The organism is Streptomyces sp. NPDC091282 (assembly GCF_044757385.1).
GTDB classification, from domain to species: domain Bacteria; phylum Actinomycetota; class Actinomycetes; order Streptomycetales; family Streptomycetaceae; genus Streptomyces; species Streptomyces gramineus.
The window spans coordinates 441,927-465,990 of the sequence record NZ_JBIVUX010000002.1; the positions used below are offsets into that span (position 1 = coordinate 441,927).

General features: G+C 72.7%; 23 protein-coding genes. 12 read left to right on the forward strand and 11 right to left on the reverse strand.

Going from position 1 to position 24,064, the window contains the following annotated elements:
- The 3 genes from pgsB to ACIQOE_RS09110 are packed head-to-tail and all read left to right on the forward strand — an operon-like array spanning window position 1 to window position 3,193.
- A complete protein-coding gene (pgsB, locus tag ACIQOE_RS09100; RefSeq protein ID WP_401410639.1) occupies window positions 1-1,620 on the forward strand; it encodes a poly-gamma-glutamate synthase PgsB in 1,620 nt (539 codons plus the stop codon).
- Window positions 1,617-2,099 carry a poly-gamma-glutamate biosynthesis protein PgsC/CapC gene (locus ACIQOE_RS09105; protein ID WP_351314109.1) on the forward strand — a complete coding sequence of 161 codons (483 nt, stop codon included), beginning with the start codon at window positions 1,617-1,619 and terminating at the stop codon, window positions 2,097-2,099. The genes pgsB and ACIQOE_RS09105 overlap by 4 nt, the downstream gene beginning before the upstream one ends.
- Before the next feature lie 38 nt (window positions 2,100-2,137).
- Complete coding sequence (locus ACIQOE_RS09110; protein WP_351314112.1) at window positions 2,138-3,193, forward strand: NlpC/P60 family protein; 1,056 nt, start codon at window positions 2,138-2,140, stop codon at window positions 3,191-3,193.
- Between the two features lie 261 nt (window positions 3,194-3,454).
- On the opposite strand, the gene ACIQOE_RS09115 is transcribed toward ACIQOE_RS09110, so the two are convergent.
- Entirely contained in the window at window positions 3,455-4,924 is a 1,470-nt protein-coding gene (locus tag ACIQOE_RS09115; protein WP_401410641.1) for a PHB depolymerase family esterase, read from the reverse strand.
- A gap of 442 nt (window positions 4,925-5,366) precedes the next feature.
- On the opposite strand from ACIQOE_RS09115, the gene ACIQOE_RS09120 reads away from it, so the two are divergent.
- Both ACIQOE_RS09120 and ACIQOE_RS09125 read left to right on the forward strand, forming a co-directional pair.
- Window positions 5,367-6,194 (forward strand): 3-hydroxybutyrate dehydrogenase, encoded by an 828-nt coding sequence (locus ACIQOE_RS09120; protein WP_401410643.1) that lies wholly within the window; start codon window positions 5,367-5,369, stop codon window positions 6,192-6,194.
- A gap of 204 nt (window positions 6,195-6,398) precedes the next feature.
- The gene (locus tag ACIQOE_RS09125; RefSeq protein WP_401410645.1) at window positions 6,399-6,635 is read left to right on the forward strand and encodes a ferredoxin; all 237 of its coding nucleotides are present in this window, start codon (window positions 6,399-6,401) and stop codon (window positions 6,633-6,635) included.
- On the opposite strand, the gene ACIQOE_RS09130 is transcribed toward ACIQOE_RS09125, so the two are convergent.
- The 3 genes from ACIQOE_RS09130 to ACIQOE_RS09140 form a co-directional block, all read right to left on the reverse strand.
- Window positions 6,556-7,254 carry a response regulator transcription factor gene (locus tag ACIQOE_RS09130; protein ID WP_365559681.1) on the reverse strand — a complete coding sequence of 233 codons (699 nt, stop codon included), beginning with the start codon at window positions 7,252-7,254 and terminating at the stop codon, window positions 6,556-6,558. The two genes, ACIQOE_RS09125 and ACIQOE_RS09130, sit on opposite strands and share 80 nt — an antisense overlap.
- Window positions 7,251-8,399, reverse strand: coding sequence for a sensor histidine kinase (locus ACIQOE_RS09135; protein ID WP_401411551.1), 1,149 nt, complete (start codon window positions 8,397-8,399; stop codon window positions 7,251-7,253). The genes ACIQOE_RS09130 and ACIQOE_RS09135 overlap by 4 nt, the downstream gene beginning before the upstream one ends.
- Window positions 8,400-8,461: 62 nt before the next feature.
- Window positions 8,462-9,010: a hypothetical protein gene (locus tag ACIQOE_RS09140; RefSeq protein ID WP_401410647.1), complete on the reverse strand. Its 549-nt coding sequence runs from the start codon at window positions 9,008-9,010 to the stop codon at window positions 8,462-8,464.
- A 244-nt stretch (window positions 9,011-9,254) separates the two neighbouring features.
- Between ACIQOE_RS09140 and ACIQOE_RS09145 the strand changes: the two genes are divergently transcribed.
- Together ACIQOE_RS09145 and ACIQOE_RS09150 are read left to right on the forward strand one after the other, a co-directional pair.
- Window positions 9,255-10,634 carry an MFS transporter gene (locus ACIQOE_RS09145; RefSeq protein ID WP_401410649.1) on the forward strand — a complete coding sequence of 460 codons (1,380 nt, stop codon included), beginning with the start codon at window positions 9,255-9,257 and terminating at the stop codon, window positions 10,632-10,634.
- 128 nt (window positions 10,635-10,762) lie between these two features.
- A complete protein-coding gene (locus ACIQOE_RS09150) occupies window positions 10,763-12,712 on the forward strand; it encodes a helix-turn-helix domain-containing protein (protein ID WP_401410651.1) in 1,950 nt (649 codons plus the stop codon).
- A gap of 73 nt (window positions 12,713-12,785) precedes the next feature.
- Here the strand turns inward: ACIQOE_RS09150 and ACIQOE_RS09155 are convergent, their stop codons facing one another.
- The 6 genes from ACIQOE_RS09155 to ACIQOE_RS09180 are packed head-to-tail and all read right to left on the reverse strand — an operon-like array spanning window position 12,786 to window position 18,614.
- Entirely contained in the window at window positions 12,786-13,754 is a 969-nt protein-coding gene (locus ACIQOE_RS09155; protein ID WP_401410653.1) for an alpha/beta hydrolase, read from the reverse strand.
- Window positions 13,751-14,884, reverse strand: a complete 1,134-nt coding sequence (locus ACIQOE_RS09160) for a branched-chain amino acid ABC transporter permease (RefSeq protein ID WP_365568115.1) — start codon at window positions 14,882-14,884, stop codon at window positions 13,751-13,753. The genes ACIQOE_RS09155 and ACIQOE_RS09160 overlap by 4 nt, the downstream gene beginning before the upstream one ends.
- The gene (locus ACIQOE_RS09165) at window positions 14,881-15,768 is read right to left on the reverse strand and encodes a branched-chain amino acid ABC transporter permease (RefSeq protein WP_401410655.1); all 888 of its coding nucleotides are present in this window, start codon (window positions 15,766-15,768) and stop codon (window positions 14,881-14,883) included. Before ACIQOE_RS09165 ends, ACIQOE_RS09160 begins: the two co-directional genes overlap by 4 nt.
- Window positions 15,768-16,565, reverse strand: coding sequence for an ABC transporter ATP-binding protein (locus ACIQOE_RS09170; protein ID WP_401410657.1), 798 nt, complete (start codon window positions 16,563-16,565; stop codon window positions 15,768-15,770). Before ACIQOE_RS09170 ends, ACIQOE_RS09165 begins: the two co-directional genes overlap by 1 nt.
- On the reverse strand, window positions 16,562-17,374 hold the full coding sequence (locus ACIQOE_RS09175; protein ID WP_401410659.1) for an ABC transporter ATP-binding protein: 813 nt from the start codon (window positions 17,372-17,374) through the stop codon (window positions 16,562-16,564). Before ACIQOE_RS09175 ends, ACIQOE_RS09170 begins: the two co-directional genes overlap by 4 nt.
- A gap of 4 nt (window positions 17,375-17,378) precedes the next feature.
- A complete protein-coding gene (locus tag ACIQOE_RS09180; RefSeq protein WP_401410661.1) occupies window positions 17,379-18,614 on the reverse strand; it encodes a substrate-binding domain-containing protein in 1,236 nt (411 codons plus the stop codon).
- 300 nt (window positions 18,615-18,914) lie between these two features.
- On the opposite strand from ACIQOE_RS09180, the gene ACIQOE_RS09185 reads away from it, so the two are divergent.
- Window positions 18,915-19,715, forward strand: coding sequence for a CoA transferase subunit A (locus tag ACIQOE_RS09185; RefSeq protein ID WP_401410663.1), 801 nt, complete (start codon window positions 18,915-18,917; stop codon window positions 19,713-19,715).
- A gap of 2 nt (window positions 19,716-19,717) precedes the next feature.
- The gene (locus tag ACIQOE_RS09190) at window positions 19,718-20,386 is read left to right on the forward strand and encodes a 3-oxoacid CoA-transferase subunit B (protein WP_351314154.1); all 669 of its coding nucleotides are present in this window, start codon (window positions 19,718-19,720) and stop codon (window positions 20,384-20,386) included.
- A gap of 64 nt (window positions 20,387-20,450) precedes the next feature.
- Here the strand turns inward: ACIQOE_RS09190 and ACIQOE_RS09195 are convergent, their stop codons facing one another.
- Window positions 20,451-21,077: a TetR/AcrR family transcriptional regulator gene (locus tag ACIQOE_RS09195; protein ID WP_401410665.1), complete on the reverse strand. Its 627-nt coding sequence runs from the start codon at window positions 21,075-21,077 to the stop codon at window positions 20,451-20,453.
- Between the two features lie 163 nt (window positions 21,078-21,240).
- Here ACIQOE_RS09195 and ACIQOE_RS09200 point away from each other — a divergent pair, with 163 nt between their 5' ends.
- The 3 genes from ACIQOE_RS09200 (at window position 21,241) to ACIQOE_RS09210 (ending at window position 24,007) form a co-directional block, all read left to right on the forward strand.
- On the forward strand, window positions 21,241-21,870 hold the full coding sequence (locus ACIQOE_RS09200) for an isochorismatase family cysteine hydrolase (protein ID WP_401410667.1): 630 nt from the start codon (window positions 21,241-21,243) through the stop codon (window positions 21,868-21,870).
- Entirely contained in the window at window positions 21,867-23,444 is a 1,578-nt protein-coding gene (locus ACIQOE_RS09205; protein WP_401410670.1) for an aldehyde dehydrogenase (NADP(+)), read from the forward strand. The genes ACIQOE_RS09200 and ACIQOE_RS09205 overlap by 4 nt, the downstream gene beginning before the upstream one ends.
- A gap of 77 nt (window positions 23,445-23,521) precedes the next feature.
- The gene (locus tag ACIQOE_RS09210; RefSeq protein WP_401410672.1) at window positions 23,522-24,007 is read left to right on the forward strand and encodes a lipocalin-like domain-containing protein; all 486 of its coding nucleotides are present in this window, start codon (window positions 23,522-23,524) and stop codon (window positions 24,005-24,007) included.
- Window positions 24,008-24,064 lie beyond the last annotated feature (57 nt).

The window sequence follows — 24,064 nt, forward strand, 5'->3', positions numbered from 1 at the left end:
GTGCTCTTCCTCTACACCGTGCTGCTGGTGTGCTGCGCGATCATGCTCGTCGCGGGCATCGTCGAGCAGCGGCGGCACTTCACCAACCTGGACCACATACCGACCCGGGTCCTGATCAACGGCATCCGCGGCAAGTCGTCCATCACCCGGCTGTGCGCCGGCGCCCTGCGGGGCGGCGGTCTGACCACCGTCGCCAAGACGACCGGCACCGCGGCCCGGTTCATCCACCCCGACGCCACCGAGGAGCCGGTCTACCGCAAGTTCGGCATCGCCAACGTCGTCGAGCAGATCGGCATCGTGCGGCGCGCCGCCGCGTACGCGCCGGACGCGCTCGTCATCGAGTGCATGGCCGTCATGCCGGCCCTCCAGGAGATCAACCAGTCCAAGCTGATCCGGTCCACGATCGGCGTGCTCTGCAACGTCCGCGAGGACCACCTCGCCGAGATGGGCCCCACCCTGGACGACGTGGCGCGTTCGCTGTGCCGGTCGATGCCGGAGGACGGCATCTGCGTCACCGCGGAGAAGGATCGTTTCCACATCCTCCAGGAGGAGGCCGACGCCCGGAACTGCCGACTGATCTACGCGGATCCGGAGATCGTCACCGACGAGGAGCTGCGCGGCTTCAGCTGGTTCACCTTCAAGGAGAACGTGGCCATCGCGCTGACCGTGGCCGGACTCCTCGGCGTCGACCGGGAGACGGCCCTGCAGGGCATGTACGAGGCGCCGCCGGACCCGGGTGTCCTCTCCGTCGAGCGTTATGTCACGCCCGAGGGGAAGAAGCTGCGCTTCGCCAACGTCTTCGCGGCCAACGACCCCGAGTCGACGCTGATGAACATCAACCAGCTGCTCGACCTCGGCGCCATCCACCGCCCGGTCAACGTGGTCATCAACTGCCGCCCCGACCGCGTCGAGCGCAACGGGCAGATGGGCGAGATCATCCCCGACCTCGACCCCGAGCGCGTCTTCGTCATCGGCCACCCGGCCAAGTCCGCCATCGACGCCATCCCCGCGGAGTTCCGCTCCCGCGCCGTCGACCTCGGCGGCGACAAGCGCGACCCGCACGAGTTCATGGCCCGGCTGCTGGAGCAGCTCGGTCCCGACTCCTCGCTGGTCGCGATCGGCAACATCCACGGCCAGGGCGAGATCCTGCTGGAGCACCTCGCCGAACTCCCGCCGGACGACAGCCCCGACGAGTCCGCGGCAGCCGCCCCGGCCGGCAGGGCCGAGAAGGCGCCCGCCGTGGTCGAACACGTCGAGACCATGCAGCTGTACGTGCCCCGCATCGACCCCTACCAGGGCTACTCGCAGGCGTACGAGTCGCGCTACGGGCAGCAGCAGCCGTATGCCGCCGGGCAGGTTCCCGTGCAGCGCGACGCCGCGCACCCCTACCCCGACCAGGAACGGGCAGACCGGTCCGGGTACGCCCGGCCGTACCCCGACGACGCCCGGACCCGGCAGCACCGCGACGACCGGTCCGCCCCCACCGCGCCGCAGGCGCGCCCGGAGAACGGCACCGCACCCGGACAGGCCGCGCCCCGCGGGCTGTTCGAGCCCCGCATTTCCCCCCAGTCTTCCGCCGACGAGAGCCAGCAGTGGCACAGCCCAGGAGAACAGCGTTGATCCCCTCCGTCCTCACCCCCGAGATCGCCGCGATCGGCATCGGTCTGGGTCTGATGTTCTCGTTGATGTGCTACTTGGCCACCAACCTGTCGCCGGGCGGCATGATCACACCCGGCTGGCTCGCCCTCACCCTCATCGAGGACCTGCAGCGGGCCGCCCTGGTGGTCGGCGTGACCGTCCTCACCTACGTCGCCACCCTGCTGATGCAGAAGTTCGTGATCCTCTACGGCAAGCGGCTGTTCGCCGCCGTGGTGCTCAGCGGCGTGCTCATCCAGGCCACCGTGATCATCGTGCTGCAGATGGAGTTCCCGCTGCTGTACGCCAACCAGACGCTCGGGTTCATCGTCCCCGGCCTGATCGGCTACCAGCTGGTCCGCCAGCCCAAGGGCGCGACGCTGCTGTCCGTCGGCTCGGTCACCCTCGCCACCTATGTGGTGCTGACCGCCGGCATCCTGCTGGGCGCTCTGCCCTCCGCCTGAGTCCGCCCCTACCCGACGCAATCCTGGAGCCCCTCACCATGCCGAAGCGCAAAGGCCGCCCGGTCGTCCACACGGCGACGGTGCTGGCGCTGCTCGCGGGCAGCGCGTACTTCACCTACGAACTACGCAAGGACGAACAGGCGAAGGTCCCGGCCGCCCAGACGGTCACCGACAACGCTCTGCAGAACTCGGGCACGGCCACCGGCAAGCAGACCTGGGAGCGCCTGAACGACCCGGCGCGGTCCGTGCTGCGCGACGGCAAGGGCGCGATCATCGCCACCTTCACCGACGGTGCCCGCACCGCGACCCTCAAGGGTCCCTCCCGCACGTTCACCGAGCCGGCGAACACCAGCACCAAGGTGATCACCGACGACTGGGTCCGTCTCATGTCGGAGCCGTGGACCAAGGGCGCCGAGAACCAGCAGTGGTTCAAGGACTGGTTCAAGCAGTACTACGGCAGCCAGGAGGACGACATCTTCGCGATCGCCTTCCAGTACGTGCAGGGCGTGCCGGTCAAGAAGGACTCCGCGGGCGTGCCGTACGCGGGCGACGCGGTGTTCGGCCCGTACAAGGCGGACGGGGTGGACCGCCTGGAGCAGAACGACTTCTACGACTACCTCGGCATCCCCTACACCTTCCGCAACGGGACGACGATGAGCCCGCGCCCGGAGCGCTACCGCGCGCTGGACTGCTCGGGCTTCATGCGGATGGTGTGGGGCTACCGGTCCCGCTATCCGCTGATGGCCAGCGACACCCTGGGCGACGGCCTGCCGCGCTCCGCCAACGGCATGGCCCGCTCGAAGACCGGCGTCGACATCATCAAGCTCCAGGGCCCGTCGCCCTGGTACACGCGTCCGAAGAACACCGACATGCTGCAACCCGGTGACCTGCTGTTCTTCAAGATGGACCACCGCACCGCCGACCACATCGACCACGTCGCCCTCTACCTGGGCCTGGACACCGAGGGCCACAAGGTCTTCATCTCCAGCCGCAAGGAGCAGAACGGCCCGACGATCGGCGACGCGGGCGGTGTCTCCCGCATCGACGGCAACGGCTTCTACGCCAAGCTGTTCCGCAGCGCGAAACGCCTCTGACCAGGACGAACCCGCCCCGACGGCTTGCCACCCCTCCGGTGGCTAGCCGTCGCCGTCCACCACCATGGAGGACCTGCTCCTACCTGGACACTCACCAGTACCGGCCGGGAGGCGGCGAGTCGGTCCGGTGACGCCAACCGTGGGGTCTGGACCTGATTCGCGCTACCTCGGCGCCGGGCCGGTCGGCCTGGTCCGGTGGGGGAAGGCTCGGGCCCCGCGCCCGTCTCCGCGTCGGGGAGACGGGCGCGGGGCCGCGGCGGTTCAGCAGCCGGAGTCCGCGATGACGAAGTAACCCGGTGAGGTCTCCTTCAGTGTGTGGGTGATGGCGACGTTGTAGAGGCCCATGTTCTGTCCGGAGCCGTTGGCGTAGGTGTAGCCGCCGGACTGGTGGGCGCGCCCGGCCTGGACCTGCTGGTAGTTGTTGGCGGTGTAGCACGCGGGCGCGGAGCCGGTGGTCGTCGCCGTGACCGCCGCGGAGGACGCGCCGACGGCTCCCGAGGAGTCGACCGCCGCCACGGTGTAGCTGTAGGCGGTGCCGGCGGACAGGCCGGTGTCGGTGTAGGCGGTGCCCGTCGCGGAGCCCACCTTCGCGCCGCCCCGGTAGACGTTGTACGAGGCGGCGCCGCTCACGGCGTTCCACGACAGCGAGGCGCCGGTGCCGGTGGTGCCGGTGACCGTGAGGCCGGACGGGGCGGGCAGGGAGCCGGTGCCTCCGCCGCCGCCGCTGCCGTCCAGGCCCCAGAACTTCGCGGTGTGGTAGCTGGAGCAGATGTAGTTGAGGTAGTAGGTCCCCGTGGTGCCGCACTGGTCGGCTCCCGAACCGGGGTTCACGGCGAGGCCGTGCGCCATGCCGGAGACGGAGAACAGGGCGACCGCGGCCTTGCCGGTGCTGTCGTCGTAGACACTCTCGGTGGTGCCGCCGGTGAGGGTCCGGGTGCTGGAGGCGGTCTGGCCGATGCCCCAGACGTCGGTCCACTGGTCGCGCAGCTCGGTGCCGTTGACGGGGGCGACGGTGGTGTCGGAGGAACCCTGCCAGATGGCCACCCGCGGCCACGGACCCGTGTAGCCCGGGTAGGAGTTGCGGACCTTGTCGCCCCACTGCTTCGGGGTGAGGTTCTGCGCGCTGTACTGGCAGCCGGAGGCGGCGGTCTGCGTCGTGGCGCACTGCGCGGGAAGGCCCGAGTCGACGGCGCCGCCCGCGAACACGTCCGGGTAGTCGGCGAGCAGGTCCGCGGTCATGCCGCCGCCCGCGGAGAGCCCGGTGACGAAGACGCGGGTGCGGTCCGAACCGTACTGCGCCACCGCGGTGTCGACCATCTGCTTGACCGAGGCCGCCTCGCCCTTGCCGCGCGTGTCCTTGGACGAGTCGAACCAACTGAAGCAGGACAGGCTGTTGTTGGCCGAGCTGGTCTGCGGGTACACCACGGCGAAGCCCCACTGGTCGGCGAACTTCTGCCAGCCGGAGTGCGCGTGGTAGTCGCTCGCCGACTGGGTGCATCCGTGCAGGGCGACCACCAGCGGCGCGCCGGAGGGCAGGCCGGTCGGCGCGTATGCGTACATCGCCAGGTTGCCTGGGTTCGAGCCGAAGTTGGTGACCTGCTGGAGCGTGCCGGCGGCCGCGGCGGCGCTCGTCGTGACGGGGGCGACGACGCCGAGGCCCGTCACGACGGCGGCCAGTACGGCGGCCAGTGCGGTCCGCCGGAACATTCGACGCCAGGTGGAGTGAAGCATGATGCGACTCCGATGGGTGGTGGGGAGGGAGGGGGATCACGGGCCCGGTGCGCCGCCCGGCGGTCCCACCCCGCCCGGTCCGCGCCCCGCGCCCTGCCCTTGGGACAGCCGCCGCGGCACCTGTCCGCGCCCGCCGTCCGTCGAACCGGCCTGCTGGAGACGGAAGGTACGACCGGCGCTCCGGGCCGCGACATGTCAGGGGCACCCAGGACACCGCCGCCCGCCGTGGCTCCCGCAGCCATGGTGCGGGCGGTGCCGCTGTGACATGCGGCGGGTCCCGCGGGCCGGAGCCGCGGCGGCTGTCCGGTGGTGCGGGGCGGCCGCGGTCGGCGCCGTCCCGGGCCTGCCGGTGCGGGACGGCGCCGGCCACCATCTCGTGGTGCGCAGGTGTGTCGACGGCCCACATGTCTCATCGTCCGGTTCCTGCCTACCGTGTTCGGCCATGGACAGCACGAAGAGCCCCGACGAGGGCTCATCCCGACACCCCGGGCCCGGGGACACCGCCGCGTCCGATCCGGCGCCGATCCGCTTCCTGGCCGGGCGCAGGGTTCTGGTCACCGGCGCCGCCAGCGGGATCGGCCGGGCCTGCGCGGAAGGCTTCGCCGCGGCCGGTGCCGAGGTGTACGTGGTGGACCGGGCCGGTGAGGCCGCCAAGGAGGTGGCCGAGGCGATCGGCGGCACCGCCGTCGTGGCCGACCTCTCCGAGGCCGAGGCCGTCGACGCGCTGCCGGACGACGCGGACATCGTGGTCAACAACGCCGGTCTGCAGCACGTCGCCCCGCTGCACGAGTTCCCGCCCGCGCGCTTCACGCTGATCCAGCGGGTCATGGTGGAAGCGCCGTTCCGCATCCTGCGCCGCACGCTGCCCCACATGTACGCGCACGGGTGGGGCAGGGTCGTCAACATCTCGTCCGTGCACGGGCTCAGGGCGAGTGCCTACAAGTCCGCGTACGTGACGGCGAAGCACGCGCTGGAGGGCCTGAGCAAGGTCGTCGCCCTGGAAGGCGCCCCGCACGGTGTGACCAGCAACTGCCTCAACCCCGGCTACGTCCGCACCCCGCTGGTCGAGGGTCAGATCGCCGACCAGGCACGCGCCCACGGCATCCCGGCCGCGGACGTGGTGGACCAGGTGTTCCTGGACCGCACCGCGATCAAACGGCTGATCGAGCCGGCCGAGGTCGCCGAGGCGGCCCTGTGGCTGTGCGGCGAACGCAGCGCGTCCATCACCGGCAGCTCGATCCCTCTCGACGGCGGCTGGACCGCCCGCTGAACGCCCGGCACCACCACCCGCATGTGCAGACCCGTGGTGGGTTCGTCCAGGACGTAGCGGATCGGGTCCATCAGGCCGGTGTAGGTCGCGGTGCGTCGAGAGGAGACCGCGACTTCGAGGAGTGGGTCCTGCTGACGCTCGGCCGTGCCACCGCGCACGAGCCGGGCCCAGACTCCCCCGCCCGACCACCTGAGACCGCCCCCCGTGGAGATCCGCATCGACCACGGCACCTGTATCGGGTCCGGGCAGTGCACCCTGACGGCACCCGCCGCCTTCACCCAGGACGACGACGGGGCAGCTGCCCGGCGGCCGGCCACCGGCTGGACGCACGGCGGCCTGGACGCCCGAAACCGGGCCCGGGTCATGCCAGGCCGGCCGCAATGGCGCGGCGGACGGCGTCGGCGCGGTCCTGGATGCCGGCTTTGGCGAACAGGTTGTTGATGTGGGTCTTGACCGTGGCCTCGCTGACGAAGAGCTTCCCGGCGATGGCCCGGTTGGGAAGGCCCTGGCCGATCAGGGTGAGCACCTCACGTTCGCGGCGGGTGAGGTCCGCGGGCAGCGGCTGTGCGGCGGCCGTCGAGCGCGTGCGTACGGTGGCCAGGAGGCGGTTCTGCACCTCCTGGTCGAGTACGGAATGTCCCGCGGCGGCGGTCCGGATCGCGCGGACGATGTCCTGGCGCCCCGCGTTCTTCGTCAGGTAGCCGCGGGCGCCGGCACTCAGGGCGGCCAGGATCGAGTCGTCGTCAGCGAACGTGGTCAGCACGACCACGGCCGTTCTGGGGTGTTCCTCGCTCAGCCGACGGGTGGCCTCGACACCGTCCATCACCGGCATGCGCAGGTCCATCAGGACGACATCGACCGGTGCGGCGGTCACGGCGGCGAGCACCTCGGTGCCGTCCGCGGCGACGGCCACGACGTCGATGTCCTCGCTCATGTCGAGCACCGCGGCCAAGGGCTCGCGGACGGCGGCCTGGTCGTCGGCGACGATCACCTTCAGCGGACGCTCGGTCGGCGCGTCCTGCGGGTCGCGCGGCTCCTGAGCCGGTTCGTTCGTCGTCATCCTCGGATCACTGCCTCCACCTGCCAGCCGCCCCGGTCCGGTCCCTCGGTGAGCGGACCCGCGGTGAGGGTGCCGCCCAGCAGGGCGACGCGTTCGCGCATTCCTATCAGTCCCATGCCGCTGCCGACACCCGCGGCCGCCTCACCGGTCGCGGGCCCGTTGCGGACGGCAAGGCTGGTCGAGTCGGCGTCGAACGTCAGCTCCACCGCGACCTCGGCGCCGGGAGCGTGCCGGCCCGCGTTGGTCAGCGCCTCCTGCGCGATGCGCAGCACGTTCTGGGTGACCTGTGCCGGCAGCTCCCGGACGGTCCCGGTGACGGTGAGCACCTCGCGGTGGCCGGACGACTCGATCATGGCGGTCAGGCTTTCGAGCAGCGGAAGGGAGTCCTCGCGCAGCGCGTGCACGGTCCACTGGGCCTGTTTCAGGCTCTCCCTGACCAGGCTCTGCGCCTTGTTGTGCGCCGCGCGGACCTTCTCCAGGTCCCCGGTGTCCATCAGGGCGTCCGCCAGCTCCAAATGCATGTTGATCCCGGCCAGCGAGTGCGCCAGCACATCGTGGACGTCGCGGGCGATGCGGCCTCGTTCGGTGAGCACGGCCGTTCGGGCCTCGGCCCGCGCGGCCCGCTCGGCGGACTCGGCGGCCTGGAGCCTCGCCTCCACCGCCTGTTGCCTGCCCCGGCCCAGGATTCCGGCCACCACCGGGACGCCGGTGCTGAGGCCGAAGGTCCAGGTGAGCACCTGGTGATCGGGGCCGACGTAGAAGTAGAAGACAGCGCCGCACAGCAGGCTGGACAAGGCCGCGACCGCCAACGCCGGTCTGAGGGGGAGACGGTAGCCGGCGTGCCCGACGAGGAAGTAGGCGAAGAGGTAACCGGAGCCGCTGTTGCTCACCTCGAGCAGGGCGGCCGCCGCCACGACACCGGCGGTCAGCCAGACCAGCGCGACCCGGCGCGGGACGTCGAGCGGCAGGTGCCTGCCCAGCAGGGCAAGGGAGTTGACCGCCAGCAGGGCGACCACGGCCAGGCCGCGGCCGCTGACGCCCACCGGCCGGACGGTGCTGACCGCGATGGCGATGATCAGCAGGGTGACGGCCCACTGGAGGCGGGCGTCGTGCCGGAGCACGGCCCGGGGGCCGGGCTCACGCAAGGAGGCCGGCCCGGGGGCGGGGAGACTGTCGGAGAAGGACACGGCGCGACGATAGTCGGTGGTCAGACGGACCGCTGCGCGGCGACCGTCGTGCGCCGTCCGTCGGCCTCCGGCTGCAGCTGCTCCCGGGTGGCCATGCGGCCGCGGAGGAATATGGTGCCCAGCCGGGTGACCACCTCGGTGAGTGCCATCAGCACGAACGCGGCCACCCACGCGTCCTGCGTGGTGATCTGGTGGGCCAGGCTGAAGCGGGCCACGTCGTCGGCGCCACCGTGGTCGACCCACAGCTGGAAGCCCATCCGCGCTCCCATGCCCAGCACCCACAGGGTCGCGGAGACCGCGCCCGCCTTGATGAAGAGATGCGTGCCGGACTTGCGTATACGGGTGTAGATGCCGCCCGCGACGCCGAGGGCCGCGCCGACGGCCACGAGCGCACCGATCAGCACCAGGTCGTTGCCGGCCGTGGGCACGGTCTTCAGGTAGCTGTGCGCGACGAAGGCCACGATCCCCAGGGGGATCACGTACGACTTCACGTCGAGGCGGCCCTCCCGCAGCTGCCGGAAGACGACCAGGAGGAGGGCGATGTCGGTGATCCAGTCAGTCGTTGTCATGCCTCAAGCCTGCTGACTCGGGCCCGTACGCGCCTGGACCCACAGGTGGAACTACGGGTGGAGTCCGGCCGGTCGGTGAACCGCCGGACTCACGAGCAGAACCGCCTTTCCACGAGCCGGCATGGTGGTCGCACGCATAGCGGACCCTCGAACTGTGTGGTTCCGCCACATGTGCGCCTGACCTGCGGATTCCTACGGTGTGGCGACACGCAAACGTCCCCGTCACACCCAGGAAGTGGTGCCGATGTCGTCGCCCGCAGCCGCTCCACCAACCCCCGCCGGCCTCAGGCGCATCGTCGCCGCGTCCCTCATCGGCACCACCATCGAGTGGTACGACTACTTCCTGTACGGCTCGGCCGCGGCCCTCGTCTTCGGGCGCGTGTTCTTCCCCGACTCGGACCCGCTGACCGGGACGCTGCTGTCCTTCCTCACCTACGCCATCGGGTTCGCCGCCCGGCCGATCGGCGCCGTGGTCTTCGGTCACTTCGGCGACCGCTTCGGACGCAAGAAGCTCCTGGTGATCAGCCTGCTGATGATGGGGCTCTCCACCGCCCTGATCGGCTGCGTCCCCGGGTACGACACGATCGGCGTCGCGGCTCCCCTGCTGCTGACCGTCCTGCGGCTGATCCAGGGTTTCGCCCTGGGCGGCGAGTGGGGCGGGGCCGTCCTGCTGGTCTCCGAGCACGGTGAGGCCGAACGGCGCGGGTTCTGGGCCTCGTGGCCGCAGGCCGGCGCCCCGGCCGGCAACCTGGTCGCCGTCGGGGTGCTCTCCTTGATGACCAGCGTGCTCAGCGACGACGCGTTCGACTCCTGGGGCTGGCGGGTGCCGTTCCTGCTCTCGGCCGTCCTGGTCATGATCGGTCTGTGGATCCGGCTGTCCGTCGACGAGTCGCCCCTGTTCAAGGAGGCGCTGGCCAAGGCGGAACGGCGCAAGGCGGAACAGCGGGCCGAGCAGCCGCCGTTCGTGGCCGTCCTGCGTCACCACTGGCGGGACGTGCTGGTCGCGATGGGCGCGCGGATGGCCGAGAACATCTCCTACTACGTGATCACCGCGTTCGTCCTCACGTACTGCGTCGAGCATCTCAAGATCGACAAGCAGACGTCGCTGAACGCCGTGCTCATCGGCTCGGCCGTGCAGTTCTGTCTGATCCCGCTGTTCGGCGCGCTCTCGGACCGGGTCGGGCGCAAGCCCGTCTACCTGGTGGGCGCGGTCGGCGTGGGCGTGTGGTCGTGGGCCTTCTTCGCCCTGCTGGACACCAGGTCGTTCCCCTCGCTGGTGCTGGCCGTCACCGTCGGGCTGATCTTCCACAGCGCCATGTACGCGCCCCAGGCCGCGTTCTTCTCGGAGCTGTTCGCGACCCGGATGCGCTACACCGGCGCGTCCATCGGGGCCCAGCTCTCCTCGGTGGCGGCCGGCGCCCCGGCTCCGCTGATCGCGACCGCTCTGCTGAGTTCCTACGGCGACGCCACCCCCATCTCGGTGTACGTCGGTCTGGCCGCGGTGATCACCGTCGTCGCCGTCGTCGCCGCCCGCGAGACCCGCGGCCGGGACCTGTCGGCCGTCGAACCGGGCGGTTCCACGGCCGGAGCGGCCCCGGAGCAGCAGCCGGCCGCGTCCGCCTGACGGCGCGCGCCGCGCACCAACGGGAGCCGGTGTCCTGCCTGCTGGGGGACACCGGCCCTCATCGGGCCTTACGCTCCAGGCCGTGCCCCGCCACCACCGTCCACCGACTCAGCAACGGTAGCCCGCCCATGCCGCACTCCCCCGTCCCCGTCACCCGTCACCTGCGCCGCCTGCTGGAGATGCTCGCCGCGGGCGCTCCCGCCGAGGAACTCGGCACCGTCGCGGCCGACGCGCGCCGTGACGGTGCCAGCGCCGAGGACCTCGCGGAGGTGGAGAAGGCCACCGAGGCGGCACTGCGGGTGCAGAGCACTCTCCGGCAGCACCGGCGCCGGGAAGCGGAGTTGACGGCGCTCTTCGACACCGCGGGCGACCTGGCCGCGCTGCGCGACCTCGACGCCGTGCTGCGGTCCATCGTCCGGCGGGCCCGCCTGCTCCTGGGTACCGACACCGCCTACCTCACGCTGCCCGACGAGGACGCCGGGGACACCTTCATGCGGGTCACCGACGGCTCGGTGTCCGGGCTGTTCCAGAACCTGCGCCTGCAACTGGGCGAGGGACTGGGCGGTCTGGTCGCGCAGACCGCGCGTCCCTACGCCACCCACGACTACCGCACCGACGACCGCTTCCTGCACACCGGCAGCATCGACGCCGGAGTCCTGGACGAGGGGCTGGTCGCGATCCTCGGCGTCCCGCTGCTGCTGGGGTCGGGCAGCGGCGGCCAGGTCATCGGGGCGCTCTTCGCGGCCGACCGGACGCCCCGCACCTTCGCCCCGGACGAGGTGGCCCTGCTGTGCTCGCTGGCCGACCACGCGGCCATCGCGATCGACACCGCGAAGGCCATGGCCGACACACGGTCGGCGCTGGCCGAACTCGCCGAGGCCAACGCCGTGATCGGGGAGCATTCGGCCGCCGTCCAGCGTGCCGAGGAGTCCCACGACCGGCTCACCGATCTGGTGCTGCGCGGCGGCGACGTGTCCGATGTCGCCACCGCCGTGGGCGGTCTGCTGAAGGGCGACGTCGCGGTCCACGACGGGGCCGGGTGGCCGCTCACCGCGGTCGGCGGGCAGGGCGGCGCGTTCGCCGAGGGGTCGCAGGACGGGGAGCGCGCGGAGGCCGCCGCGCTGGTCGCGTCGGCGAAGAACTCCCGCGCGTCCGCCCGTGCGGTGTTCCGTGACGGGCGCTGGGTCTGCGCGATGCTGGCGGGCCAGGAACTGCTGGGCTGCCTGGTGCTGTACGGGCGGCCGGACCTGGACGGCCCCGACCAGCGCCTGTTCGAGCGGAGCAGTGTCGTGACCTCGCTGCTCCTGCTGCTGCGGCGGTCGGTGGCCGAGACGGAGAACCGGGTGCGCGGCGATCTGATCACCGATCTGCTCACCGCGCCCGACCGCGACCCGGCCGGCCTGGTGGCCCGCGGCCGCCGCCTCGGCTTCGACCTGGACCGGCCGCACGTCCTGCTCGTCGCCCGGACCGCCGACGAGGCACGGGGACGGCTCGCCGACGCGGCCGTGCGGTACCTGTTCGGGAGCGGCGGTGTCAGCGCGGAACACGAGGCCGCCGTGGTCCTGCTGCTTCCCGGTGAGGGCACGACGCCGGGCGAGGCGGCCCGGCTGGCCGCCGAACGGCTCGGCCGGCTGATCGGCACACCGGTCACGGTGGCCGGCACGGGCCCGGCCGCGGGACCGCGGGCCATCGCCGGCGCGCACACCGAAGCGATGCGCTGTCTGCGGGCGCTGCACGTCCTGGACCGCACCGGGCAGGGAGCCGGCGTCACCGAACTCGGCTTCCTCGGCGTGCTGCTCGGCGACGACCACGACGTGGACGGCTTCGTCACCGCGACCCTCGGTCCGCTGCTGGAGTACGACAGCCGGCGCGGCACCCAGCTGGTCCGTACGCTGCGCGCCTATTTCGACTGCGGCGGGAGCCTGACCCGGGCGAAGGAGGAACTGCACGTGCACGTGAACACGGTCGTGCAGCGCCTCGACCGCGTTCAGGCGCTGCTCGGTGCCGGGTGGAACGCCCCCGAGCAGGCCCTGGAACTCCAACTCGCCCTGCGTCTGCACCTGCTGTCCGGCGCCTGACGCCCGGGCGGGCCGCGAGCGGGGCCCGGGGGCGGCCGGCGTGCGCTCGGCCGTCCCGGAGGGGCTGCCGCGGTCATCCGGACGGGACGGCGCCCGGTCCGCTCGTTCCCCGTGCGTCCGCCGCACGCAGGAGGTTCCGCGCCACGGTCCGGGCGCCCTCGTCGCCGACGAGGATCGTGTAGTGGTTGGTGCCGGACACGCGCTGCGGGCGCACCCGTTGAGGATCCAGGTTCGCGGCGGCGAGCCGGTGCTCGTCGTACAGCCCCTGCGGCTCGTCCATCAGGCCGCGCTCGGCCCACAGGAGCACGGCCGGGCGGGGCAGCCGGTGCACCGCGCCCGACACCTCCTCCCGGAGCTGGTCGACGCCGTCGACGCGGACCGCCTCCCGGTCGCAGGAGGAGCGCAGCAGCGGCTCCTCCCCCACGAGGTCGCGCTGGATGTAGGCGTCCACCCACGGTGTCCAACTGCCGCCGAAGGCCGGATGGTTCCGCCAGAACGCGCGGTAGGCGTCCCGGTCCGGGAACGTCATCGACAGCCGCCGCACGGCCGGGCCGATCACCGCGTCGAGCAGTTCGTCCGGGTCCAGGTCCGCCGGGACGGGGAAGCCCACCCCGCCGTCCACCAGCAGCAGGGCCGCCGGCAGGCGCGGATGGCGCACGGCGGTCAGGGCCGCGACGAAGGCGCCCATCGAGTGGCCTGCCAGCACCACCGGCTCCAGGCCGAGCGCGTCCGCGACGGCGGCCGTGTCGTCGGCGTGGCCCGCGATGCCGTACGGTCCGGGCAGCCGCCCGCTGCCGCCCCGGCCGCGCAGGTCCGGCGCCATCAGGGTCATCCGTCCGGCCAGGTGGTGGGCGACGCGCGCCCAGCTCAGGCCGTTGGCCGTGATGCCGTGCAGCGCGAGGGCCACCGGTGCGGCCGGATCCTCCGCGGGCCAGCGTGACACGGCCAGTTCACCGCCGCGCACCGGTACCCGCAGTTCCTCGCGCGCCGGGGGGCCGGCTTCCGGTCGGGTTGTGGCGGCGGTCCTCGGAGTGCGGTTCATGACGGCACGGCCTCTCCTCGCTCGGCGGTGGCGCGCGGCCCACGGGCCGCGCGGATACGGTCCGGCAGTCGCACCACGCCGCCGGGAAGAAGATAGATGACCGCGATGAACAGGGCCCCGAGCAGGAACAGCGGCTGCGAGAGCGGTGCCCGCAGCACGGTGGGCAGCGAGGTGACCGTCTGCGATCCGGCCAGGTCGCCGAGGCGTTGGTCGGCCCAGGTGTAGAGGATGCCGCCGATCATGGGACCCCACCGGGTGCCGGAGCCGCCCAGTACCACCATCACCAGCAGGGACAGGGTGAAGTCGGAGGTGGTGGTGCGCGGAGTGGCACCGCCCGTCAGCAGGAGGTACACGATGCCGCCGAGCGCGGCCAGGGTGCCGGCGATGACGAAGGCGGCCAGTTTGAAGCCGTAGGGGCGCATGCCCAGCACCTCCACCCGGCGTTCGTTCTCCTTGATGCCCTCCCACACCCGCCCGAGGGGTGAGCGGACGGTCCACTGCACGACGGCCAGCGCGACGACGAGGTAGGCCAGGGCGGTCCAGTACAGGGCCGGGGTGTGCTGGATGCCCACCAGCGGGGCCGGAAGTCCGTCGGCCGGGGCCGCCCTGCCCTCCTCGCCGCCGGTGACGCCGCCGGGGTCGCGCTGCACGAGGATCGACGCGGCCTGCGCGAAGGCCAGGGTCACCATGGAGAACGCGATCCCGTCGACCCGCAGGCTGATCGCGCCCAGCAGCGCGGAGAGCGCCGTGCCCGCCAGGAGTCCCAGCAGCGCGGACACGGCGAACGACAGGCCCGATTCGAGCAGGACGATGTCGGTGACGTAGGTGCCCGCGGCGAAGTAGAGCGCGTGCCCGAAGGAGAGCAGTCCGGTGCGGCCGAGCAGCAGATCGTAGCCGGTGGCCAGGGCGCCGAACACCAGGCAGAGGGCGAGCAGTTGGAGATTGCCCGGGCTGCCGATCGGGCCGTCGAGCAGGACCGGCAGCGGCAGCGCGCTGAAGGGCACGACGACGAGCACCGCCAGCAGCGCGGCGGGCCAGAGGCGGGAGGCGTGCCGCAGCCGCTCCAGGCGGGTGGCGACGGTGCGGTCCCCGGCGCGGGCCGGGCCGCGTGGCTGGGTGACGATGGTCATGCGAGCCTCCTGGTGAGCCCACGCGGCCGGACGAGCAGCAGGGCGGCGAGCAGGACGACGACGGCGAGGTCGCCGAGTCCGGCGGTGGTGTAGTAGTTGGCGAACTGCTGGACGAGGCCCACGGCGACCGAGGCCAGCGCGGCGCCGGTGAGCGAGTCCATGCCGCCCGTCACGACGACCACGAAGGCGAAGATGAGCAGGGAGGTGCCCTGTCCGGGGTCCACGGAGCCGAAGTAGAGGCCGCCGAGGGCGCCTCCGAGGGCCGCCGCCGCGCCGCCGAGGGCGAAGACCAGCGTGAAGGCCTTCCGTACATCGATGCCGAGCGCGGTGACCATCGCACGGTCCTCCACCCCCGCGCGGACGACCAGTCCGTGCCGGGTGCGGCCGAGGAACAGCCTGAGCGCGGCCAGCACGACCACGGCCGCGCCGATCAGCACCAGGCGGTTGAGCGGCACTTCGGCGCCCAGCAGGCCGAAGGTGCCCGCGAGGGCCTTCGGGCCGGGGAAGGGCCGGGCGTCGGCGCCCCAGATCGCGGACAGCAGGGCCGGGACGGCCAGACCGACGCCGACCGTGGCGAGGATCTGTTCGCGCGGGCGGGTGTAGAGCGGGCGGATCACGGCGAGTTCGAGCAGGACGGCGGCGACGGTGCCCACCGCGGTGCCGAAGGCGACGGCGAGCGCGAACCCCGCGCCGCCGGGCCCGGCGCCGGGCAGGTGGCCGGACGCGGCCCACCAGGTGCCGTAGGCGCCGACGGACAACAGGGCGCCGTGGGCGAAGTTGAGCACGTCCATCAGCCCGAAGATCAGCGACAGTCCGGAGGCGACCAGGAAGTACAGGGCCCCGAGACCGAGGCCGGTGAAGACGAGCAGGACGACGGTGGACATCAGGTGTCGGCCTCCGGGAGCCGGGCGGCGGGGCGGGCCGCGAGGTGAGGGGACCGGCCGGCGGGCGCCCGCGTGCCGTCGCCGTGGCCGGTGCTGCCGACGCCGAGCAGCCGGCGGGCCGCCTCGGCGTCGGCGAGCAGGTCGCCGGTGGGGCCCCGGTGCGCGGTGCGGCCGTCGGCGAGGACGACGCAGTCGCGGGCGAGGCGCCGTACCACGGCGAGGTTCTGTTCCACGAGCAGGACCGGGACGGCCTCGGCCGCGCGCTCCAGGACCTGGGCGACCTCCGTGACCACCTTGGGGGCCAGCCCCTTGGTGGGCTCGTCCGCGATGATCAGCCGGTTGCCGTTGAGCAGGGTCCGGGCGATGGCGACCATCTGCTGCTGGCCACCGGACAGGGTGCCGGCGGCCTGCCGGGCCCGTCGCCTCAGCTCCGGGAACAGGTCGTGCACGAGGCCGTAGGCCGGTTCTCCGGCTCCGGACCGCTCGGCGAGGCGCAGGTTATCGGCGACGCTGAGGGCGGCGAAGACGCCGCGGTCCTCGGGTGCGTAACCGATGCCCCGGCGCACCAGGGCGTGGGTGGCCAGGCGCACCGTCTCCTCGCCGGCCAGCAGCACGCTTCCGGTGCGCGGGACCAGGCCGAGGATGCCGCGTACCGTCGTCGTCTTGCCGGCTCCGTTGCGGCCCAGGAGTGCCGTGGTGCCCGAGGCCGCCACCTCCAGGTCGACGCCGTGCAGGATGTGCCTGCTCCCGATCACCACGCGCAGGTCACGCACGGTCAGCAGGGGTGCGGGGGTCACAGCTCCTCCCCGAGGTAGGCCTGTTGCACCGTGGGGTCGGCCATCACGGTCCGCGGGGTGTCGAGGGCGAGCAGCGTGCCGTGGTGCATGACGGCCACCCGGTCGGCGAGTTCCAGCAGCACGTCCATGTGGTGCTCGACCATCAGCACGGTGCGCCCCTCGTCCTGGTGCAGCGAGTGGATGAGTTCGGTCAGCGCGGGCACCTCCTCGGCGCTCACCCCGGCCATCGGCTCGTCGAGCAGCATCAGCCGGGGTTCGCCGACGAGCAGCACGGCGAGTTCGAGTTTGCGTTTCTCGCCGTGCGAGAGGGCGTCGGCGCCCGCGTCGGCGCGGTGGGCGAGCTGGGTGCGCGTCAGCACCCGGTCGACCAGTTCCGGGTAGGTCCCGGCACGGCGCCACACCCGGAACGAGCCGCCCTCGGCGGCCTGGGCCGCGAGCCGCACATGGTCGGCGACCGTCATCCCGGGCCACAGGCTGGAGGTCTGGAAGGTGCGGCCCAGTCCGCGCCGGGCCCTGGCGTAGGCGGCTTCGGCGGTGACGTCGTGGCCGTCCAGTTCGATGGTGCCGCGCGAGACCGGGCTGAGGCCGCTGACCAGGTTGAACAGGGAGGTCTTGCCCGCGCCGTTGGGGCCGATGAAGGCGAGGAACTCGCCCTGGCGGACGTCGAAGGAGACGGAGTCGACGATCGTCGCGCCGCCGACCGTCCAGCCGATGTCGCACAGCCGCAGCACCGGTGCCGCGTCGGCGGAGGCGGCCCGGTCGCCCGAGGCGCCGGCGGCGCTCGCGGGCGCCGTGTCGGAGGAGGACATCGGTTCAGCCCGCCGTGCCGGCGGCCGGTGGCGCGACCTCGGCCATCGGGACGCTGTCGATCAGCTCCGGCCGGGCGGCGGCGCCGGTTCCCTTCAGGCGGGCGGTGAACATCGGCTGGAGCAGGGCGTGGTCCGCGGCCCGGATCTGCTCCTTGCCCTTGGGCCCGTCGAAGGTCCAGCCCTCCAGCGCCTTCGCCATGGCGGCGGTGTCCGTGGCGCTGCCGGAACCGATCGCGTGCACGATCATCTGGGCCGCCGTGAAGCCGTCCGGGCTGAACAGGTCGGGCGTGCCGCCCGCCTTCGTGATGCCGTCGAGCATGGCCTTCTCGACCGGGTTGTCCCCTCCGGCGCCCGGGAAGTAGTGGGCGAGGAAGGCGACCTTGGAACCGGCCGGCCCGAAGACCGGGTACGAGGCGGTGCCCGCGAGGCCGGTGACGACCTTGCTCGCCTCCAGCACGCCCTGCTGGCTCAGCGCGGTCCACAGGGCGGGGGCGTTGGAGCCCGCCCAGGCGACGAACACCAGGTCCGGCCTGCCTGCTCGGGTCTGCCGGGCGAACGGCGTCAGGTCGGTGGCGCTCGGCGGGGCCAGCACCGAGCCGACGCGCGCGCCCTCCTTGCCGAGGACCGCCTTCACCGCGTCCACGTTGGCCTTCCCGAAGGCCGAGTTCTGCGCGAGCACGGTGACCTTCTTGCCCTTGGCGTCGCCGAGCAGGGTCCCGGCCGTGAGGATGTCCTGGTACGACTGCCGCCCCGAGCGGAAGGTGTAGGCGTTGACGCCGGTGACCGCGTCGGTGGCGGCCGGACCGCTGACGTACAGGACCTTGTTCTGGGCGGCCAGCGGTGCCACCTGGAGCGCCACGCCCGAGTCGGTGGTGCCGGCGAGGACCTTGTATCCCTTGCCGACGAGGGACTTCGCGGCGGCGACGGCCTTCGCCGGGTCGCCGGCGTCGTCCTGTTCGGTGACCTCGATCCGGTGGCCGTCCACCGTGTTCGTGCCGTGCGTGGCGTAGGCCAGTCCGGCCTTGAAGCCTTCCTCGTACTGCTTGCCGTAGGCGGCGAGCAGCCCGCTGCGGGAGTAGACCAGGCCCACCTTCACGGCGGCGGGCCCGCCGTCGGAGCCGCCGGTCTCCGTGCCCGCGGTGCCGGCCGAGGAGCATCCGGCGACGAGGGCACCGGTGGCGAGGAGGGTGAGCGCACGGAGGGATCTGCTTCTGAGGGCGTACCTGAGGCTGGACGGCATGGTGATTGGCTCCTGACCGTGTGTCGCGCCCCGTCGCCGGGTGCCGTCGGCCTCGTCCAGGACGACGGCACCGGTCCGCGACAGCGGCGGGGCGCTGCGTGATGGCCGGAACCCTAGAAGCGCCGTACGGCGGGCGGCATGTGGCCGGTCACCGCTCTTCGCGGCCCGGTCGTGGCTCCGGCGCACATGGCCCGTGACGGCGGGTGCGGGCAAGGGTGAGGAGCGGCCGGCCGTCGTCGTGACGTCGGGTGCGGACCCGGGCCGGCGCGCGGTGCGCACCTCTGTGGAGAAGGAATCGGCATGGACAAAGTGGTGGCCGCGGCCGCGCTGGCAGTGGCGGACATCCCCGACGGTGCGACCGTGGCCGTCGGGGGTTTCGGGCTGTGCGGCATCCCGTCGACGCTGATCGCCGCGCTGTCCGAGGCGAGCGCGTCCGGGCTGCGGATCGTGTCCAACAACTGCGGTGTGGACGACTGGGGGCTGGGGCTGCTGCTGCGCGCCGGCCGCATCGCCCGGATGACCTCCTCCTACGTCGGCGAGAACAAGGAGTTCGCCCGCCAGTACCTGTCGGGCGAACTGGAGGTGGAGCTGACCCCGCAGGGCACGCTCGCCGAGCGGCTGCGGGCCGGCGGCAGCGGTGTCCCGGCCTTCTACACCCCGGCGGGCGTGGGCACCCAGGTCGAGGAGGGCGGGCTGCCCTGGCGGCACACTCCCGACGGCGGTGTGGCGGTGGCGTCCCCGCCCAAGGAGACCCGTGAGTTCGGTGGCCGCCGCTACCTGCTGGAGGAGGCCATCACCGCCGATTTCGCCCTGGTGCGGGCCGCGGTCGCCGACCGGCACGGCAACTGCGTCTTCCACGCGGCCGCCCGCAACTTCAACCCGCTGTGCGCGATGGCGGGGCGGGTGACCGTCGTGGAGGCGGAACGCGTCGTGGCGGCCGGTGAACTGCCGCCGGACGCCGTCCATCTGCCGGGCGTGTACGTGGACCGGGTGGTCGCCGCCGACGCGTCGCTGGACAAACGCGTCGAGCGCCGCACCGTGCGCCCGGCGCGCACCCACGCCGAAGCAGCCGTCTCGCGCCCCGACTCCGAGGAGAACTGACCATGCCGCTCGACCGCGACCAGCTCGCCGCCCGCGCCGCCCGGGAACTCCGCGACGGCCAGTACGTGAACCTGGGCATCGGTCTGCCCACGCTGATCCCCGGTCATCTGCCGGACGGGGTGCACGTGGTGCTGCACTCGGAGAACGGCATCCTGGGCGTGGGCCCCTACCCGTACGACGGCGAGGAGCACCCCGATCTCGTCAACGCGGGCAAGGAGACGGTGACCACCGTCCCCGGCACCGCCTACTTCGATTCGGCCCTGTCCTTCGGCATGATCCGGGCCGGCCGGATCGACGTCTCCGTGCTGGGCGCCATGCAGGTCTCGGCCCGCGGCGACCTGGCCAACTGGATGATCCCCGGAAGGGTGGTCAAGGGCATGGGCGGCGCGATGGACCTCGTCCACGGTGCGCGCCGGCTGCTGGTCGTCATGGAACACGTCGCCAAGGACGGCAGCCCCAAGCTGGTCGAGGAGTTGAGCCTGCCCGCCACCGGGCGCCGGGTGGTGGACCGGGTGATCACCGACCTGGCCGTCATCGATGTCACGGCCGAGGGGCTGCGGCTGGTCGAGACCGCTCCTGGTGTCACCGCGGCGGAGGTCCTGGCGGCGACCGACGCCGAACTCCTCGTCGGCGAGGGCGTGCACGCGGGCATCGGTCCGCGACCGGTCTGAGCGACCTCGTGCTCCTCCGCGGGGCTTCCGCCCCGAACAGGGCGCCCGGCGCGGCGGGGGTGCGTCAGGCCTGCGCGGGACGGGGCCCGGCGCGGTGCTTGAGCCGGCGGTTGACCGTTTCCAGGATCTCGTCCGAGAGGTCGCCGTCGGCCACGGCCCGGGACATGAGTACGGCCCCGACCAGCGCGCTGAGGGTGAGCACGGCCTCGGCCCTGGCGTCCTCGGCGTCCTCGGCGTCCTCGGCGTCCCCGGCGTTCTCGTCGAGGCCCGCGATCAGGTCCAGGTAGGCGCGGACCTGGCGCTCGTAGGCGTCCTTGAGGTGGACGTCGCCGTCGGTGCCGTCGCGTCCCGCGGCGGCGCCGAGCGGGACCAGCGCGCAGCCGGTGGCCGGGGTGTCGCGGTGCTGCTCGCTCAGGTACGCGTCGAGGAGGCCGGCCCGTGCGTCCCGCTCGTTCTTCCGCGCGGCCCGCTCCATCTTCGCCGATCCCTCGGTCAGGGCAGCGGCGGCGGCCTGGGTGACGAGGTCGTCGCGCGACGCGAAGTGCTTGTAGAAGCCGCCGTGGGTGAGTCCGGCCTCCTTCATCACGTCCGCGACGCCGAGCCCGCCGACGCCGTCGGTGCGGACCTTGCGCGCGGCGATGCGGAGGACCCGTTCGCGGCTGGCCGCCTTCTCCGCCTGCGAGTGCCCCATGACGGCCCTCCCTCTCGTACCCCGGTCTGGATGACGTGCATCATACTCCGACGCCTCGCAGAGGAGGTCGGCAGCCGTTCGTTTGACTTTCAGGATTATGGCCGTAATCCTGAATGAGGATGTCACGTGTCATCCACATTCATCGTTCCGTTGGGAGTACGCCATGTCCCGGACCTACGAGCCGGGCCGCACAGCGGTCCTGCTGGTCGACCCCTACAACGACTTCCTGTCCGAAGGCGGACAGATCTGGCCGCGCCTCGCCGCCCTGGCGGGCGAGGTCGGCCTCCTCGACCACCTGCGCTCCGTCGTCGGCTCCGCCCGCGAGGCGGGGGCGCGTGTGGTGTTCGTCCCGCACCGGCGCTGGGAGCCCGGCGACTACGCGACGTGGGCCCACCCCAACCCCACCCAGCTCGGCATCATGGAGCGGCACAGCTTCGCCCGCGGCACCTGGGGCGGCGAGTTCCACCCCGACTTCCGGCCGCAGACCGGCGACATCGTGATCCAGGAGCACTGGGCGCAGAGCGGATTCGCCAACACCGACCTGGACTTCCAGCTCAAGCAGCACGGCATCACCCACGTCGTGCTCATCGGCCTCCTGGCCAACACCTGCATCGAGTCCACCGGCCGCTACGCCATGGAACTCGGCTACCACGTGACGCTGGTGCGCGACGCCACCGCCGCCTTCGAGCCCGCCATGATGCACGCCGCGCACGACCTGAACGGCCCCACCTACGCCCACGCCATCACCACGACGGACGAAGTGACCGCCGCCTTCGACGGAGCGCACGCATGAACCTCACCGGAGAACTGCTGATCGGCGCGGCCCGGGTGGCCGCCACCGCCGGGACCATGAAGGCGCTCGACCCCGCCACCGGAGAGGTCGTCGAGCCCGAGTTCGCCTTCGGCGGCGCGGCCGAGGTGGACCGCGCGGTGCGCCTCGCGGACGACGCCTTCGACAGCTACAGCCACACCTCGCTCGCCCGACGGGCCGCCTTCCTCGACCTCGTCGCGGACAAGCTGGAGGCGGTCAAGACCGAACTCGCCGCCCGCGCCGCGCTGGAGACCGGCCTGCCGACCGCACAACTGGAGGGCGAGACGGTCCGGACGGCCGGCGTCTTCCGCAAGTTCGCCGACGTCGTCCGCACGGGCCGCTTCCTGCGGGCGGCCGTCGACACCGCGCAGCCGGACCGCCTCCCGATGCCGCGGCTGGACCACCGGCTGCAGAAGGTGGCCCTGGGCCCGGTGGTGATCTTCGGCGCGAGCAACTTCCCGATCTCCTACTCGGTGGCGGGTGGGGACACCGCCTCCGCGCTGGCGGCCGGCTGCCCCGTCGTCGTCAAGGCCCACAACGCCCACCCCGGCGCCTCCGAGATCCAGGGACGGGTCATCCGGGAGGCGGTCACCGAGGCCGGACTGCACGAGGGCGTCTTCTCACTCGTCCGTGGCGCCGGCAACGGGATCGGCGAGGCGCTGGTCGACCATCCGCTGGTCCGCGCGGTCACCTTCACCGGCTCCGAGGGCGGCGGCATGGCCCTGTACCGCCGGGCCCAGCACCGCCCCGACCCCATCCCGGTGTTCACCGAGATGACGAGCGTCAACCCGGTCTTCGTCCTGCCGTCGGCCCTGGCGGCGCGCGGTGCGGAGATCGGCGCGGGCCTGCTGCAGCGTGCCCTGTACAACGTCGGACAGGCCTGCCTGAAGCCGGCGATCCTGCTGGCCGTCGACGGTCCCGGCTTCGAGGAGCTGCGGGACGCCGCGACCGCCGAGGTGCGCGAGGCCGCCGCGCGGACCATGCTCACGCCCGGCATACACGAGGCCTACACCCGCAACGCGCGGCGGACGGAGGAGGGCGGCGCCGTCCTGGTCGGCGCGGGCGCGGACCCGGCCCGCGCCGGGGAGGGCCAGGCCCTGCTGTACGAGGTGAGCGGTGACCGGCTGCTGGCCGAGCCCGCCCTGCGCGAGGAGGTGTTCGGCCCCGCGGTGCTGCTGGTGCGGCTGTCCGGCGCGGAGCAGCTGTTCGAGGCGGCCCGGGCCTTCCGCGGGCAGCTCTCGGCCACGGTGCACGCCGACGCCGCCGACCGCGCCGCGGCCGGACGGCTGCTGCCCGTCCTGGAGCGGCGCACCGGGCGCATCGTGTTCAACGCCTTCTCGATCCCGCAGGAGGTCTCGGACGCCGCCACCCACGGCGGCCCGTTCCCCGCGACCTCCGACAGCCGGTTCACCTCGGTGGGCATGGGCGCGATCGAGCGGTTCGTCCGCCCGGTCACCTACCAGAACCTCCCCGACGACCTGCTGCCGGAGCCACTGCGCGAGGCGAACCCGCTGCGCCTGTGGCGGCTCGTCGACGGTGAACCCGGCCGGCACTGACCATCCGCGCGGGCTCCGTTCCCCCTCTCCGAACGGAGCCCGGCGGGCTCCACCCGACGACGAAAGGCGGCCCCGCCGTGTCCGAACCCGACCGCACGACAGCCGAGCACGAACGCGTGGCGCGCGACGCGGTCCGCGAACGGCTGATCGGCGCCTGGCGGCTCGTGTCGTACACCGCCACGAGCACCGCGGGCGAGGTCGTCAGCCCGCTCGGCTCCGCGCCGTACGGCCTGATCGTCTACACCGCCGAGGGATACATGTCGGCCCAGCTGGGCCGTGGCGACCGTACGCCCCTGCGGTCGGCGCGCCTGGAGGACGCGGCGGACGGCGAGCTGGCGCGGGCCGCGGCCGGCTATCTCGCCTACGGCGGCCCGTTCGCGGTCGTCGGTCCCACCACCGTCGAGCACCATGTCACAACCAGCCTCTTTCCGAACTGGATCGGCCGGGCCCAGGTCCGCGAGGTGGGCTTCGACGGCCCGCATCTCGTCCTGCGCGTCGCCACGCCCACCCGTCTGTGGGGCGCTGACCGCACGGCCGAGCTCACCTGGCGCAGACTGTCCTGAGCGACGGACCGGACATGACGTGCTTGTCCGGCGGCTCTTCGGGTACGGCGTTTGCAT